This is a genomic window from Peribacillus sp. YIM B13472 (assembly GCF_042788005.1).
Taxonomy (GTDB): Bacteria; Bacillota; Bacilli; order Bacillales; family DSM-1321; genus Peribacillus; species Peribacillus simplex_E.
Genome location: NZ_JBHZPG010000005.1, coordinates 132,178 through 146,830 on the forward strand (window position 1 = coordinate 132,178; position 14,653 = coordinate 146,830).

At 42.4% G+C, this 14,653-nt stretch carries 19 protein-coding genes; 11 read left to right on the forward strand and 8 right to left on the reverse strand.

Translation table 11 applies throughout. The features are described 5' to 3' along the window. Positions 1-37: 37 nt before the first annotated feature. Positions 38-904 (forward strand): Cof-type HAD-IIB family hydrolase, encoded by an 867-nt coding sequence (locus tag ACFX4I_RS06035; protein WP_230300283.1) that lies wholly within the window; start codon positions 38-40, stop codon positions 902-904. A gap of 26 nt (positions 905-930) precedes the next feature. Next, on the forward strand, positions 931-2,025 hold the full coding sequence (locus ACFX4I_RS06040) for a PQQ-dependent sugar dehydrogenase (protein WP_377419660.1): 1,095 nt from the start codon (positions 931-933) through the stop codon (positions 2,023-2,025). 126 nt (positions 2,026-2,151) lie between these two features. Here the strand turns inward: ACFX4I_RS06040 and ACFX4I_RS06045 are convergent, their stop codons facing one another. Then, entirely contained in the window at positions 2,152-2,352 is a 201-nt protein-coding gene (locus ACFX4I_RS06045; RefSeq protein ID WP_377419662.1) for a hypothetical protein, read from the reverse strand. Between the two features lie 164 nt (positions 2,353-2,516). Between ACFX4I_RS06045 and ACFX4I_RS06050 the strand changes: the two genes are divergently transcribed. Further along, complete coding sequence (locus ACFX4I_RS06050) at positions 2,517-2,936, forward strand: MarR family winged helix-turn-helix transcriptional regulator (RefSeq protein ID WP_230300286.1); 420 nt, start codon at positions 2,517-2,519, stop codon at positions 2,934-2,936. A gap of 18 nt (positions 2,937-2,954) precedes the next feature. After that, the gene (locus tag ACFX4I_RS06055) at positions 2,955-4,160 is read left to right on the forward strand and encodes an MFS transporter (protein ID WP_377419664.1); all 1,206 of its coding nucleotides are present in this window, start codon (positions 2,955-2,957) and stop codon (positions 4,158-4,160) included. A 147-nt stretch (positions 4,161-4,307) separates the two neighbouring features. On the opposite strand, the gene bshB2 is transcribed toward ACFX4I_RS06055, so the two are convergent. The 3 genes from bshB2 to pdxK all read right to left on the reverse strand — a co-directional run bounded on the left by bshB2 (position 4,308) and on the right by pdxK (position 6,369). Further along, positions 4,308-4,973: a bacillithiol biosynthesis deacetylase BshB2 gene (gene bshB2, locus ACFX4I_RS06060; RefSeq protein ID WP_098370231.1), complete on the reverse strand. Its 666-nt coding sequence runs from the start codon at positions 4,971-4,973 to the stop codon at positions 4,308-4,310. A gap of 97 nt (positions 4,974-5,070) precedes the next feature. Then, a complete protein-coding gene (locus tag ACFX4I_RS06065) occupies positions 5,071-5,418 on the reverse strand; it encodes a YojF family protein (RefSeq protein ID WP_076368396.1) in 348 nt (115 codons plus the stop codon). Positions 5,419-5,541: 123 nt separating this feature from the next. Beyond that, complete coding sequence (gene pdxK, locus ACFX4I_RS06070) at positions 5,542-6,369, reverse strand: pyridoxine/pyridoxal/pyridoxamine kinase (RefSeq protein ID WP_181762157.1); 828 nt, start codon at positions 6,367-6,369, stop codon at positions 5,542-5,544. A 371-nt stretch (positions 6,370-6,740) separates the two neighbouring features. On the opposite strand from pdxK, the gene mobA reads away from it, so the two are divergent. Genes mobA through ACFX4I_RS06090 form a run of 4 tightly spaced genes read left to right on the forward strand, consistent with a single transcriptional unit; the run spans position 6,741 to position 9,100 of the window. After that, the gene (mobA, locus tag ACFX4I_RS06075; protein ID WP_377419666.1) at positions 6,741-7,376 is read left to right on the forward strand and encodes a molybdenum cofactor guanylyltransferase; all 636 of its coding nucleotides are present in this window, start codon (positions 6,741-6,743) and stop codon (positions 7,374-7,376) included. Next, positions 7,366-7,830 carry a molybdenum cofactor biosynthesis protein MoaE gene (locus tag ACFX4I_RS06080; protein ID WP_192207297.1) on the forward strand — a complete coding sequence of 155 codons (465 nt, stop codon included), beginning with the start codon at positions 7,366-7,368 and terminating at the stop codon, positions 7,828-7,830. Before mobA ends, ACFX4I_RS06080 begins: the two co-directional genes overlap by 11 nt. Continuing rightward, on the forward strand, positions 7,823-8,056 hold the full coding sequence (gene moaD / locus ACFX4I_RS06085; protein ID WP_230300290.1) for a molybdopterin converting factor subunit 1: 234 nt from the start codon (positions 7,823-7,825) through the stop codon (positions 8,054-8,056). Before ACFX4I_RS06080 ends, moaD begins: the two co-directional genes overlap by 8 nt. Before the next feature lie 24 nt (positions 8,057-8,080). Further along, positions 8,081-9,100, forward strand: coding sequence for a MoeB/ThiF family adenylyltransferase (locus tag ACFX4I_RS06090; protein WP_230300291.1), 1,020 nt, complete (start codon positions 8,081-8,083; stop codon positions 9,098-9,100). Positions 9,101-9,177: 77 nt separating this feature from the next. Here ACFX4I_RS06090 and ACFX4I_RS06095 read toward each other — a convergent pair whose 3' ends face one another. After that, positions 9,178-9,525, reverse strand: a complete 348-nt coding sequence (locus ACFX4I_RS06095; RefSeq protein WP_377419668.1) for a YflT domain-containing protein — start codon at positions 9,523-9,525, stop codon at positions 9,178-9,180. Positions 9,526-9,660: 135 nt separating this feature from the next. Continuing rightward, positions 9,661-11,094, reverse strand: coding sequence for a phospholipase D family protein (locus tag ACFX4I_RS06100; protein WP_377419670.1), 1,434 nt, complete (start codon positions 11,092-11,094; stop codon positions 9,661-9,663). 152 nt (positions 11,095-11,246) lie between these two features. Here ACFX4I_RS06100 and ACFX4I_RS06105 point away from each other — a divergent pair, with 152 nt between their 5' ends. The 3 genes from ACFX4I_RS06105 to ACFX4I_RS06115 all read left to right on the forward strand — a co-directional run bounded on the left by ACFX4I_RS06105 (position 11,247) and on the right by ACFX4I_RS06115 (position 12,847). Next, complete coding sequence (locus ACFX4I_RS06105) at positions 11,247-11,927, forward strand: uracil-DNA glycosylase (RefSeq protein ID WP_230300293.1); 681 nt, start codon at positions 11,247-11,249, stop codon at positions 11,925-11,927. 192 nt (positions 11,928-12,119) lie between these two features. After that, positions 12,120-12,455, forward strand: a complete 336-nt coding sequence (locus tag ACFX4I_RS06110) for a YwdI family protein (protein ID WP_230300294.1) — start codon at positions 12,120-12,122, stop codon at positions 12,453-12,455. Between the two features lie 23 nt (positions 12,456-12,478). Continuing rightward, the gene (locus ACFX4I_RS06115; RefSeq protein WP_076368389.1) at positions 12,479-12,847 is read left to right on the forward strand and encodes a DUF423 domain-containing protein; all 369 of its coding nucleotides are present in this window, start codon (positions 12,479-12,481) and stop codon (positions 12,845-12,847) included. A gap of 74 nt (positions 12,848-12,921) precedes the next feature. Here ACFX4I_RS06115 and gerQ read toward each other — a convergent pair whose 3' ends face one another. Together gerQ and hemQ are read right to left on the reverse strand one after the other, a co-directional pair. Next, complete coding sequence (gene gerQ / locus ACFX4I_RS06120) at positions 12,922-13,443, reverse strand: spore coat protein GerQ (protein ID WP_230300295.1); 522 nt, start codon at positions 13,441-13,443, stop codon at positions 12,922-12,924. 415 nt (positions 13,444-13,858) lie between these two features. Next, complete coding sequence (gene hemQ / locus ACFX4I_RS06125) at positions 13,859-14,608, reverse strand: hydrogen peroxide-dependent heme synthase (protein WP_063234194.1); 750 nt, start codon at positions 14,606-14,608, stop codon at positions 13,859-13,861. Positions 14,609-14,653: the final 45 nt, after the last annotated feature.

Genomic DNA, 14,653 nt, shown 5'->3' on the forward strand with positions numbered 1-14,653 from the left:
AAAATAGGGATTATATTGAAAAAAGGGGCCGATTGAATTGATAAAGACGATTGCGATTGATATGGACGGAACATTGCTAAACAAAATGCAAAAGGTCAGTGAGGAAAATAAACATGCCATCCAGAAGGCGCAAAGCGAGGGTGTGGAAGTGATCATTGCTACTGGAAGGTCTTATGTGGAAGCTAGGTTCGCCTTGGATGAAGCAGGCATCGATTGCCCTGTCATCTGTGTAAATGGTGCTGCCCTCTTCACGGAGGACGGAAAAATTGCCGCTTCCAATCCAATGTCAGCTGCCACTGCTAAAATGGTCGCTGGGTTCCTTGAAGAACAAGGGATTTATTTCGAAATATATACGAGTCAGGGGGTTTATTCCAAAGACTATGAAAACGCAATATCTGTTTTGGTTGATGTATTCGTTACAGCGAATCCTGACATTGACCCTGAGAGTATGCGGAAATATGCGGAGCAGCGTTTACAGCTTGGACAGGTAACTTCCATTTCCGATTATTCCGAGTTATTCAGCCGTTCAAATGAGGAATATTATAAAATTCTCAGCTTCTCAAAGGATTTAACTTTATTAAATCAAATTGCTTCGAAATTGAAAGGACAGGGAGTTACAGTCACTTCATCGGGACGTGAAAATGTGGAAATCATGAGTGAAACAGCTCAAAAAGGTACGGCACTTGAAACATATGTGAATGGAAAATCCGGCTCGATGCAGGAAACGATGGCTATTGGGGATAATTATAATGATGTATCCATGTTTGAACGGGTAGGTTTGTCTGTCGCAATGGGAAATGCCCCGCTCGAAATTAAAAAGCTGTGTGATGAAGTAACAGGCAAGAATGATGAAGCCGGTGTCGCGGAGGCCATTTTAAAGGTACTTAAACAGTCAGCCTATTAAACTCATGAATCGAAGGGGGAAAGACTTTGAAAAAATCGCTCTTTTTTTTCCTTATGGCTACATTGATTTTAACTGGTTGTAACATGAATGAGGGCGACAGCAAAACCCAGCCGAATCCTGACAAAGAAGTGACGGGCACTTTAGGGGAAAATCCGGATGTGCTGATAACGAACCTGCAGGCTCCCTGGTCGATTCAGAAGAATGGGGACACAATGTATGTGTCAGAGCGGGCAGGAACCATCGTTGAATGGGACAAGGATAAGATGACACGGCAAAGGGTCAACCTTAAAAAGACATTGTCAGCTAAAGCGGAAGCTGGGTTGCTTGGATTTTTGCTAGCTCCCGATTTCTCTAAGAGCGGGCAAGCTTTCGCCTATTATACCTATGAAGAAGGCGGGGATTCCATCAATCGAATCGTCATTTTAGAAAAAAATGATGATAAATGGCAGGAGATGGAGACCTTAATCGACGGAATACCAAGCGGGGACTACCACCATGGCGGCAGGATCAAGATTGGACCGGATGATAAGCTATACGCAACAACAGGCGATGCAAGAAAGGCTGAAATCGCACAGGACCTAGATTCTTTAGGCGGGAAAATTCTGCGCATGAACCTGGATGGCACCATTCCGAAAGATAATCCTTTCGGGAATTCATACGTCTATTCATACGGTCACCGCAATCCACAAGGTCTGGCCTGGGATGAAGCAGGCCAGTTATATGAAAGTGAGCACGGAGATTCGGCACACGATGAATTAAATAAAATGGATCCGGGTAAGAACTATGGCTGGCCAGATATTGAGGGCGATGAGCAAAAACCTGATATGGTAAAGCCATTGATTCATTCCGGTGAAAATACATGGGCTCCTTCTGGCATGGCCTATTTTGACCGAAAGCTCTATTTTGCAGCCTTAAGGGGCGAAGCGCTTATGAGTTATGATGTAAAAAGCGGAAAACTGACTGATATCATTACGGGCTCAGGAAGGATACGTGATGTATTCGTTGATGAAGAATTCCTTTATTTCATAAGCAATAATACGGACGGCCGAGGAAATCCTGATGAAAAGGATGATAAACTTTATCGTTTGCCACTATCTAGCTTAAAAGGAAATATGCCCTGAAGTTATCAATGAAATTCGGAGATGTGGTATTTGTGTGATTCAAAATAGTTTTCGAATGATATCATTCCGAAACGCAAAGATAAATATCGGAAGCCTCGCTTTTTAATAGCGGGGTTTCCTTTTTGTTTATGGCCTCGAAGCATCGACCACGAAGAGCATGGCATGGCCCCGGTTTGACCCATACCGTTTCGCCAAACTCACGAGTAAAAGCGTGAAATTCACGAGTAAAAGCGCGAAACTCACGAGTAAAAGCGTAAAACTCACGAGTAAAAGCGCAAAATTCACGAGTAAAAGCGTGAAATTTACGAGTATTTGCTCCAAATACACAGTATTTCTCTCCAAACTTCCAATAAAAGCACGAACCTCCTGAAAAGGGTATTTTTTGTCCCGGAAGCTATGGAGAAGCTGAGGAAACAGTGTGCATACGGCTAGACATTTCTAATGAATAGGTGTATAGTTACCTAGGTAACTACTTTGCAGGAGGAATACCTTTGTCCTTTAATAATGGTTTTTTTCATCATAACTTACAATTTTCGAGGTCATTTACCAAAAAGTTAAATGAACAATTGGCCAAGGTTGATCTTTTTCATTCCCAATGGTCGATTGTATATTATCTGAGTCAGTTTGGCTGTTCTACACTTGTTGAAATAAGCACATATCTAGATGTGGAGAAACCGACGGTAACCAGGACGGTAAACAGGTTGGAAGAACTAGATTTGATTGAACAAGTCCCAGGAAAAGATAAGCGGGAACGGAGAATACAGTTAACGGAGTCAGGTTTAAGGACCTATCACGAGGCCAAAAAGGTAGTTGAAGAATTTGAACTTCAATTAATGAGCGGTTTGGCTGAAGAGGATCGAGAGGCAACGTTACGAACGTTTATTTTCCTGAAGGAAAAATTAAAACAATAGTAAGGAAGAAGGATTGAAATGAATCACAAACCGAAATTGTGGACGAAAGACTTCCTGATTGTTTCGTCTGCGAACTTTTTTTTATTTTTAACTTTTTATGTCTTGATGGTGACATTGACCATTTACACGATGGATAACTTTCATGCGTCGCAAGCACAAGCGGGACTTGCTTCAAGTATTTTTGTTCTCGGGGCTGTGCTTGTCAGACCGATTGCAGGGAAAAAAATTGACAAGATCGGCCGCAGAAAGATGTTGCTTAGCTCGTTGGTTCTATTCCTGATCGCATCCATCGGCTATTTCCTGGTGAATAGTTTATCCCTCTTATTGATCGATCGGCTTATTCAAGGTTTTGCTTTTGGCCTTGCCACTACGGCAACTGGAACGATTGCTGCAGATATCATTCCGAATGAAAGACGCGGGGAAGGTACGGGTTACTTTGCCATGAGTACAAACTTGGCAATGGCATTCGGTCCGTTCATTGGCTTGCTGATTACACAGCATTTCAGTTATTCCATCATTTTCTATGCAGCCTCCTTATTTGCCGCATTTTCTTTAGTTGCATCATTATTCATGAATGTGCCTGAAGGGGATAAGGGCGGAGCTTCGCCACAAAAAGGATTTAAGATCAGCGACTATTTTGAAAAAAGGGCCCTGCCCATTGCCATTTTTATCGGTTTTGCCGGATTTACCTATTCGAGCATTTTGTCCTATTTAACATCTTTTGCAAAGGAAATGGATTTAATGGATGCGGCGAGCTTTTTCTTTGTCGTATTTGCTGTGTTCCTTTTGGCGTCCCGTCCGTTTACAGGACGAATGTTTGATGTGAAGGGAGAGAATGCAGTCATCTATCCATCGCTCTTACTATTTGCCGTGGGCATGGTCATTCTCAGCCAATCCCATCATGGTATCACGCTTCTGATTGCCGGTGCCTTGATCGGGGTGGGGTACGGTACGTTCCAATCAAGCTGTCAAGCGATTTCCATCAAGGAAGCCCCATCAAATCGAATGGGATTAGCCACATCCACGTTTTATACAATGTACGACTTCGGTATTGGTGTTGGCCCATTCCTATTGGGATTCCTTATTCCTTTTACGGGGTTCAAAGGGTTATTCATGGGAATGTCGATTTTTGCATTCGTACTTATTGGCATTTACTACTTGGCACATGGTAGAAAAGCCTCGGCAAGAAAGAAAATGCAGCATGAGGAACGCTTGTCTGCCTAAATTTTTTAATATGGTTGTATAAAAAGAATAATTTTGGGGATGCTTATATTATGATTAATTTTCCAAAGTATCCCCCTTTTCTCCGCCTGTAATCCACAGGCGTTTTTTTTATGCCATAAACAAAAAAACCGCCTATTGGCGGTTTCTTTAAAATTTATAGGTCCATAATCGTTCTTTGCGGATCCAGTCTAGAAAATCTGCATCCTGATTTTCGAATTTCTCTTTCCAATCGATCACCATTGCCTGCGTTTGCGAACGGTGGGCAGTGAATGCAGCTACCTTTTTCTCTTCGACGGCAGAGATATCCTGGATGATGTCAGGCTGTCCCAATTCGTCAATGCAGTTATTCGAGAAGGCGACACAATGAAGTTTAGGTCTCTCTTTCTCTTCCATTCTTTCCACGGCCCGAACCACAGCCCGTGCTGTCGCTTCATGGTCTGGATGGACACTGTATCCTGGGTAAAACGTAATGATCAATGAAGGATTCAATTCATTGATGGCATCGGTAAATAATGAAGTCAGCTTTTCATCATCTTCGAATTCAATCGTCTTATCACGCAATCCAAGCATGCGTAAATCTTGGATGCCAATCGCATTTGCTGCATCGATTAATTCCTTTTTACGAATTTTAGGGAGCGATTCCCTTGTTGCAAATGGAGGGTTTCCTAAATTACGTCCCATTTCTCCTAAAGTTAAGCATAAATAGGTGACAGGAGTGCCCGCTTCTCTATGAAGGGCAAGCGTTCCGGAGACCGAGAAGGCTTCATCATCGGGGTGTGGGAATATAACTAATACATGGCGTTCTTTTTCCAAGGTATATTTCTCCTTCCGTTCTACTTACAGTGAGTATGGTTATCGGTGAATGGGAGTTTTCATCGGAATTATATGATATATATCAAGCAAGTTGTCATCATTCAAAGGGAGTGGGACTGAGCTGCATGGAGACAGCAAGCTTCCCGGAAAAATCAAGGCCTGCCAATAGCAATCTCCCCTGTTCATCCAATTCGAAGTGGTTAACGCCTTCTGCATATACCCAGCCAATATTGAGCTTCAAGCCGATGCGGTAGGGTCCATCCCCAACTATCTTCCCATGTTCATACTGTATAAAAGCATTACGAATATAAGCACCTGCCGAAAAGAAAGCTTCATCTACATGAGTGGCATAGGCGCCATTTGTCGTTTCAAGGTGAAGATATACATCTTGTCCGGCGAAAGAATCAATGGCATTTTGCACCTCTGTACGGTCTATAGGTTTCATTCTATAATTTCCTCCTTAACTGGGCGGCTAGATAAGCTTTTCCTTCTTTCTATTTTACTAAATAAAAGCAAAAAAAGCGAAAAAGGCCGCTCGATGATTTGAGCAGCCATTAAACTTGATGTTTTATTTTTGTGTTTTTTCCGCAATTCCATATTTATGGTATGCACCATGATTGACAGGTCCAACATAGTCATTCATCTTCCAAGAATGGCGAACCGCCTCGGTAATGAAGTCTTTAGCAATGAGGATAGCCTCACGCGGGCTTTTCCCTTCAGCCAATTGAGCTGCAATAGCTGCAGAAGAAGAACAGCCGGCACCATGTGTATTGGTCGTTTCGATTTTTTCTGATTCAAGGATTTCAAATTCTTTTCCATCATATAAAAGGTCGATGGCTTTATCAAGATCCAGCTTATTACCGCCTTTGATCAAGACATATTTTGCACCAAGTGCATGAATCTTTTCAGCTGCAGCCCTCATGTCATCAATCGTCTTGATAGGCGCAGTTCCCGCTAACTGAGCGGCCTCGAACAGGTTTGGCGTGACTACAGTTGCACGTGGAACAAGCAGTTCACGCAGAGCTACGGCCGTTTCAGGGTGCAATACTTCATCTTCACCTTTACATACCATAACTGGATCGATTACGACTTTGTCCAGCTTCAACTCGTCTATTTTACGGGCAACAAGTTCAATGATTTCCACTGATCCAAGCATTCCCGTTTTCATTGCATCAATGCCGATTGATAAAATCGTTTCGATTTGGGCTTCCAAAACTTCTACCGGTGTTGGGAATACATTATGGGACCAGCCATTTTTCGGATCCATCGTCACGATTGTCGTTAAAGCGGACATACCGTAAACGCCGAATTCTTGGAATGTCTTTAAATCTGCTTGAAGACCAGCGCCGCCGCTCGAATCAGATCCGGCAACTGTCATAGCTCTTTTCATAGTCATTATGTGACCTCCTCAGGAGAATTAGTTATCGATATTATCAGCATACCAGTTAATATCCTATTTTTAGAATATACCAAAATTTCTTTTATGTAAAACTTAGCTTTCACCTTAATATCAGTGTCTTAGAGAAAGAAGTGCAATGGCCTCGCATAAGTCATTTTTCGGACCTGGAATTAAGGAAAATGGATAGATGGGCAGCATGCACTTTTAGCTTTGGTCCCTCCTTACATTTTTTGATAGACAAAGAAAAGGTTGTGAAAGTGTCATTATTCTCAAAGTTGATTTAAAATATTTACATATAGTGGAGACACGTTTAGTATAGCTTTACCGTTCGATGCTGGATTAAACCCAAAAAAGGGAGGGAGATTCTTGTGGAATGGACCATGTTGCTTTTAGCTGGTGGGAAATCAAGCCGTATGGGAGTGAATAAGGCCCTGTTGACCATAGGTGGCATTGTGAACATTTCAAGAGTGGCATCCGAATTGAAAAAGGTGTCAGAAAACATCATGGTCATTACAAATATATTTGAAGAATATCATTTTCTGCAACTTCCGCTAATTCCGGATTTACATAAAGATCAAGGACCACTTGGCGGATTGCATGCAGGGTTGACCTCATCGAAAACGGAGCTTCAGTTCCTTGCAGCCTGTGATATGCCGTTTGTGAGTGCGGATGCCATAAAGGATATCATTTCCCATTATGAACCTGAATACGATGCTGTCGTTCCGGAAATAAATGGAAGACTCCAGCCGCTTTTTGCTGTTTACCATAAAAGGTGTCTTCCTGCACTGACGGAGTGTTTATTAAAACATGAATTAAAAATGAGTCTATTTTTGGAAAAGATTTCGATGAAAGTCATGAAAGAAACCGACTTTAAGTTATATCGCGAGAATCCTGAACATTTTCAATATCTTTTTTTCAATATGAATACGATGGAAGATTATCAAGAGGCAGGTTATATTGATCAAACTGAATTATATATAAAGGATGGTAGACATGAATTATAATATTTCAAAAGAGCCGATTGTCATCCAGGAAGTAATTGATAAAGTAGTCAAGCGAAATGCAGGTGCCGTCACGACCTTTATTGGTACAGTGAGGGAAATGACGAAAGGAAAAAAGACTCTCTTCTTAATTTACGAAGCTTATGAACCGATGGCCATCAAGAAATTGGAGCAAATCGGATCTGAGATCAAGGAACGTTGGCCTGATGCAGAAACGGCGATCACCCATCGTGTAGGTAAACTTGAAATCACGGATATCGCTGTGGTTATTGCCGTAAGTACGCCACATCGAAATGATGCATATGAGGCAAACAGGTATGCGATTGAAAGAATTAAAGAAATCGTCCCGATCTGGAAAAAAGAACACTGGGAAGATGGGGAGACATGGGTAGGAAACCAGTTGGAAACCGTTCCATATCCATCTGGGAAACCGGAAAAGGGGGATATTGATGATTAATGTACTTTTATTTGCCCAATTGAAAGATGAGCTAGGCAAAGAGACTCTTTCTATAGAAGGAAATGGAATGAGTGTGGCGCAGCTAAAAGGAAAAATGAAGGTGGATTTTCAATTGGAAGGTCTTGAATCCGTGATGACGGCGGTCAATGAAGAATTTGCCGATGATGACACGCTTCTATCTGATGGAGATACAGTTGCTTTCATTCCACCAGTAAGTGGGGGCTAAAGCGTTCGGAAGGGAGGGTTCACGGTGAAAGAGCGATATTCAAGGCAGACTTTATTCGCCCCCATTGGTGAAGGGGGCCAATTGAAAATTATGAAGAAGCATGTCTTGCTTCTTGGTGCAGGGGCTTTGGGATCTGCTAATGCCGAGGCCCTTACTCGGGCAGGAGTAGGGAAGCTTACCATTGTCGACAGGGATTATGTCGAGACCAGTAATTTACAGCGTCAACAAATGTATACGGAACGGGATGTCGAGGAGAAACTGCCAAAAGCAGAAGCGGCAAAGCGTCATTTATTTGATATCAATCATGAAGTTGAAGTGAAAGCCATCATCATGGACGCAACGGCCCAGAACCTCGAAAAGCTGCTTGGTGATGTGGACTTGATATTGGATGCAACCGATAATTTTGAGACACGGATGATCATTAATGATTTATCACAAAAGCTTCATATACCGTGGATTTATGGGGCATGTGTGGGGAGTGTTGGCATGACTTTGACGATCCTTCCCGGTCAGACTCCATGTTTGCACTGTTTGCTTAAAGCAATCCCCATTCAAGGAATGACCTGTGACACAGGAGGAATCATATCACCAGCTGTAACGATGGTAGTGGCGCACCAAACTGCCGAAGCTTTGAAAATCCTTGTTGAAGAGTGGGAATCGGTACGGCCTGCACTTGTTTCTTTTGATCTGTGGAGAAATCAATACCAAACCGTTAAATTGACAAAAGCGAAAAAGAAAGATTGTCTCTCATGTGGAGAGCAGAGGACATACCCCTTTTTAACACTGGAAAATGCAACGAAAACGGCTGTTCTTTGCGGGAGGGATACTGTACAGGTAAGACCGCCAAAACCTTTGGAACTGCAACTCGAGAAACTAGCCAAAGATCTGGACGGCAGCGGCTATTTGGTGAAATTCAATCCATTTCTTCTCTCTTGTGAAAAAGCTGGGGAGCGTATCGTCATTTTCAAGGATGGCCGGGCGTTGATTCACGGTACGAAGGACATGGTCCATGCAAAGGCCACGTACCAAAGAATCCTGGGATAATGAATATAAAAAACGAGGCTGCCGGTTAAGGAGCCTCGCTTTTTTATGAATCCATATAGGGTAATGGTTATCGGGTATTAGTGTGTAACCCCGTCTTTATTATCTTGTTTGGAAGCAACGATGACTACTTTTCCTTCGTCAAGCACTTCCTCGTAACGTTCTGCCTCCATATCACTAAGGCCAAGGTTGCTCATTCGGTTACGAAGTTCATCACCGCGTGATTTAAAGAGATTTCCGACGGTATCAAGGAATCCTTGTTCCTTCATGCCTACACCTTCTGTATTTGTATTCTCGGTAAGGTGTTTAGAACGGGTTTTATCATGGGCAAACAAATATACATCGTCTTTCGTATAACCTGATGTAACTATTTCATCGATTTTTTCCTTTGCTTGTAAACCGTTTTCTACTACATGTACTTGATACATATAAACTCCTCCTTGAATTTCATTAAGATTCTCTTGAAAATAGGTAAATGGAATCTTGCTCATTACAGTTCTTGATTGGCTATAGTAGTATATAACCTCATTTGGGCCCTGTTAAACATTTATCTCAAAGAATATTTAGTAAGTGGTGAAGCGGAATACCTTCTGTATGCGGTAGGTCAAGTATTTGAAGACAGGCAGTTTCTTTTGGTATTCACTGTAATCCACCGTGTATGTTCCGTTTTGATTTGTCCAAAGTCTATTGAAATAGCTGTCGACATCCTTGGAAACGTCCGCATCATTTGGAGCATGGATTTCAACATTTGCTTCAAGGTTATAGTCATCTAGATTGCGTGACGTATAATTAGCCGATCCTCCAAGGATAACCGTTTCATCAGCCCTTTGGATCATCATCAACTTTGTATGGAACTGTTCTTTCTCTGTTTTGTACCAGCGGATCGAGATATTTTCATCCCCCAGTTTTTCGAATTCGGCGGCAACCGGAAGATTGGGCAGCCCGATTTTTTCACTTCCGAAAGCGTTTTGATTCGGATCCAATATCATTTGAATCTTCACACCCCGTTTAGCTGCATCCGTTAATGCCTCGACAACCTCGCGATCGGCAATGTAGAACATGGCAAGGTGGATCTTGTCACCCTTTTTTGCATCCTTAATTGCCTTAAGGACATGTTTATTGATTTTTCCTTCCGTTAGCAGTTGTACGGATATTGGTCCTTTATCTACTGATGTCCCTTTGAACTCAGGAAATGACTTCGGTCCTCCCGAGAATTTCGAAGCGGCTTCTTCGGCTTTAACAAAATCTCCGATGATATTCCCATCCATCTGGAACGCAATATTGGAATGGAATCCACTTGCGTCATGAGGATTGGCAGATGAGATGATGGCCGTTTTTTCAGTAGCGACCACTTTTCTGTGATTGGCTTTGATATTCATCAGTCTAAGATAAGAACGCAATGTGACTTTTGGTGCGCTTTTAGCCATTGGATTCACAATCCAGCCTTTTCCGCTTTCACCGAACCATTGGAAAAAGGTCCGATATACACCTGAATAGAGAGGATTCGGATCCCGGAGGCGGTCTAAGTTGGTAACAATGACATCAATGCCATTTTTCTTCATCGTTTCCAATGCCTCTAGCTGGTAGGCATTATAGGAAGTATTCACTTCATCAGTAATGAAAATAACCTGGAGGCCAGGTTTCTTTTTCTTCTGTTCAACCAGATTATCCTTCAGATTCTCGGTTAGCTTCGGGAAGTTTATCTTTTCATCATAAAAAGCATTAAACAAAAACATGTCGATTACGATATAGGAATCAGCCTCTTCTATGGCTTGATTTATGGTTCGGAAAATTCGCTGCTCATGTTGCAGATCCCCTTGTTCATCGTGATAGGAAAGGTCATAGATGAAATCGATATCCTCGACATGGTGAACCTTTCCTTCATAGGAAATACCATCGGGGAGAGGCTTGTAGCTGTTATAGACGATTACGAGTGCAATGACGATCAAAATGCTGACAAGCAGATAAAATCGTTTTCTTTTGTACCATTTTTTCATAGGGAATCCTCCAACATGGTTAAATTGCTTGCTAACTTTCTATGTTCCCACTTTTGGGGTATATAGAAACATAAATCGTAATCTATGGAAAAAGGCAAGGCGATGAAGTTTGATATAATATAGTTTCAAAAAGTGGAGAGGGGCTGTGGCAGATGGCAAAGCAGTTATTAACAAATGATTGGTGGCCTCTATTGGAAGAGGAATTCAAAAAAGAATATTACCAGGAGCTAAGGGAATTCATAAAGCAAGAGTACAGTCAGCAAGTCGTTCATCCCGATCAGGACGATATTTTCAATGCACTTCACTATACTCCTTATGAAGACGTAAAGGTTGTCATCCTTGGACAGGACCCTTACCATGGCCCTGGTCAAGCACATGGCCTTAGTTTTTCAGTTAAGCCGGAGGTTCGCATCCCACCTTCTTTAAGAAATATTTTTAAAGAGTTGCACACCGATCTAGGCTATGAGGTTCCTGATAATGGTTACCTAGTCGAATGGGCAAAACAGGGAGTGCTCCTATTGAATACCGTCCTGACTGTCCGTGAGGGAGAGGCCCACTCACACCGCGGAAAGGGGTGGGAAATCTTTACGAATCAAGTTATTCGCCTATTGAATGACCGTCCGAAACCTGCTGTATTCATCCTGTGGGGGAAACCTGCACAAACCAAAATCCCTTTGATTGATGAGACCCGTCATAAAATCATTAAGTCCGTACATCCGAGTCCGCTGTCGGCTTCCCGTGGTTTCTTTGGCACCAAACCTTTTTCCACAACAAATCAATTGCTGATGGAAATGGGGGAATCCCCAATTGATTGGAAAATCTCGAACCGATGATATGGGCAAGAAAACGAAACGGGTGAATTGTATGGCGTGCCGTCATTTCTATATAACTTGGGATCCCAGTTTTCCAAAGGGCTGCCGTGCTTTTCAATTTAAAACATCAAACCAGCCTTCTCTTGATGTCTTTCATTCTTCAGGACAGCCATGCATGAAATTTCAGGCCAAGCCAATTAAGAGGTAGGAAATATGCAAGGTGTTTTCTTCTCTGATTTTTGCTATGCTAGTTATGATAGTTTTGACCTGTATATAGACGAGGTGGTAAAGTTGGATATTTCATCAAGACAAATGTTAGATAAAATCGAAGAGCTTGTTTTAAAAGCGAAACAGGCAAATTCAGAGGATAAGGTGCAGGGGTATGTAATCGCCATTAAGTCCCTTTGTGAAGTGATGGTGGATGAAAAAGCAGCGAACATCAGCATGCCGAAGCCGATCACATTGACCCAGCCCGTTATGCCGGGTACACCGAATGTAGAACCGGTTAAAATGGATGAGGCCAATGGGGAGTCCTTGTTCGATTTTTAAATTAGGGAAGGGGAGCGAAAAAATTGAAACTGTTCATCATTTTAGGTGCATTGAATGGGTTTATTGCTGTGGCACTAGGTGCATTCGGTGCACACGGACTGGAAGGGAAAATTCCTGATAAATATTTAGAAACTTGGCAAACCGCCGTTCAATATCAAATGTTCCATGCGGTGGGTTTATTGGTAATCGGTTTATTGGCTGGGAAGATTTCAAGTCCGCTGATCAACTGGTCCGGCTGGCTTATGCTAATAGGAATTATCCTGTTTTCCGGAAGCCTATTCGTTCTAAGCGTTACGCAAATCAAAGTCCTTGGTGCCATCACACCGCTTGGCGGGGTTTCATTCTTGGTTGCTTGGGTCTTAATGATCATTGCTGCATATAAATACTTGTAATGAAAAAAGTCTTTCCAATAAAGAAGAGCCTCAAAATCAAATAGATTCTGAGGCTCTTCTTTATTGGATTTTAATCACCTTGGCGAATAGGTGGCAAGCCCAGCGCCTCCAAATGGATATTCATATTCGATTTCTTCATCAAACGTTATATAATCTAAGTATACCATCGGGATTAAGTATCGTTTTCCCGTTTGAGGGTCGCTTATGATTAAGTGATCGCGTCCTGCAGCCTCAATGATTCCTTTGAAGATCTTGGCATTCCATTCCTTGTTGTTTTCAAACGTTGTATAAACAGTGGCTAGTTTCCCTTTATTCAAACGCAAGATGTTCTCGATGTATGACGCTTCGACCGGAAGCATGCCAGGTATCTGTGGTCCGGAAGTGGCTGGACTCACCTGCATCGGCATTTGTTGTGGCGTGCCTGCCATAGTGGGCTGTTGTGGCTGGTATGCTGGCTGTTGGTATCCTTGCTGCGGGTGCGGGTAACCTTGTTGTTGGTTAGGATTCTGCTGCCTTAGTTCAGGCTCATTATTCTCATAGGGGTAATAGGGGCTTCCCCCGTACGGGTAGTTACCATAAGGATTATTTTGTGACATTGCATTCCCTCCTAAATTCAAGGTTTAGTTGATGCTGTGGAATTTGGACAATCCAAGAGTGTGGACTGGGAGAAACTGTGCGATTTATAGCGACCGGTAGTATTGTATATGTTTTCTGGACAATCCCCGGGTGGCTTAAAAAACCACAATGAAAGTTAAGCGATACATAACGGCTGCCGTTCATGATATAAACCATATCCTCTTGCCGGCCAATGAATGGAAGTAACGTTCCTTCACCTCGCTGAAGTCAGGAATTGCCTTGATCAATTTTCCTGAAGCTGAATGGGACTGTGAAAAAATAAATTCATCACTATTGAAAATGTATGGGATGTGGATTGGATTTATTCCACAGCCGGGGAAAAATAAAAAGGAGGGGACGCAAAAAAAAGCTTCCGGAAACCGGAAGCCCATCGTCTTATACGTATAGGAATGAAGGTACGTTTTCTTCCGGCAGGATATTGCCTACAAAGAAAGAACCAAATGCAGCGTAACGTGCACTCACTTCATCAAAACGCATTTCATAGATTAATTTTTTAAATTGAAGGACATCATCTGCGAATAGTGTAACGCCCCATTCATAATCGTCAAAACCGACAGAACCCGAAATGATTTGTTTTACTTTACCGGCATAACTGCGGCCAATCAAGCCGTGGGAACGCATTAAGCCTTTGCGCTCTTCCATGGAAAGCATATACCAGTTATCATCGCCATCACGACGCTTGTCCATTGGATAGAAGCATACATGTTTCGCTTTTGGAAGTATCGGATAAAGTCTTGAACGGACATGAGGGTTCTGGTAAGGGTCCTCACCATCTCCTCCAGCTAAGTAATTGCTTAATTCCACGACGGAAACGTATGAATAAGCGGGAACTGTATATTCGGCAAGCTTCGTTTTGTTGAATTCGTTTTCAATTGCATTCAATTCTTCCATGGTTGGGCGGGCAAACATAAGCATGAAGTCCGCTTTCTGACCAACGATGGAATATAGGGCATGGCTGCCTTCATTGTCGCTTTGTGTCATATTCCATTTATCCAGTAAACCTTGGAATTCTGAGATGGCCAATTGGCGTTCGTCACTTGATAACGTTTTCCAAGAAGCCCAGTCGATCAGACGGAAATCATGTAAACAATACCAGCCGTCCAGTGTTTGTGCTGCTTCACTCATTACGATCACTCCTAAGTCTTATTATAACTTTAATATAACATAGTT

Excerpts from the sequence above, each read along its gene's own strand:
- ACFX4I_RS06110 (WP_230300294.1), top strand. The coding sequence starts at position 12,120 with ATGCAAGGTGTTTTCTTCTCTGATTTTTGCTATGCTAGTTATGATAGT.
- ACFX4I_RS06080 (WP_192207297.1), top strand. The coding sequence starts at position 7,366 with ATGAATTATAATATTTCAAAAGAGCCGATTGTCATCCAGGAAGTAATT.
- gerQ (WP_230300295.1), bottom strand. The coding sequence starts at position 13,443 with ATGTCACAAAATAATCCTTATGGTAACTACCCGTACGGGGGAAGCCCC.
- moaD (WP_230300290.1), top strand. The coding sequence starts at position 7,823 with ATGATTAATGTACTTTTATTTGCCCAATTGAAAGATGAGCTAGGCAAA.
- hemQ (WP_063234194.1), bottom strand. The coding sequence starts at position 14,608 with ATGAGTGAAGCAGCACAAACACTGGACGGCTGGTATTGTTTACATGAT.
- ACFX4I_RS06100 (WP_377419670.1), bottom strand. The coding sequence starts at position 11,094 with ATGAAAAAATGGTACAAAAGAAAACGATTTTATCTGCTTGTCAGCATT.
- pdxK (WP_181762157.1), bottom strand. The coding sequence starts at position 6,369 with ATGACTATGAAAAGAGCTATGACAGTTGCCGGATCTGATTCGAGCGGC.
- ACFX4I_RS06095 (WP_377419668.1), bottom strand. The coding sequence starts at position 9,525 with ATGTATCAAGTACATGTAGTAGAAAACGGTTTACAAGCAAAGGAAAAA.
- ACFX4I_RS06105 (WP_230300293.1), top strand. The coding sequence starts at position 11,247 with ATGGCAAAGCAGTTATTAACAAATGATTGGTGGCCTCTATTGGAAGAG.
- ACFX4I_RS06055 (WP_377419664.1), top strand. The coding sequence starts at position 2,955 with ATGAATCACAAACCGAAATTGTGGACGAAAGACTTCCTGATTGTTTCG.
- ACFX4I_RS06065 (WP_076368396.1), bottom strand. The coding sequence starts at position 5,418 with ATGAAACCTATAGACCGTACAGAGGTGCAAAATGCCATTGATTCTTTC.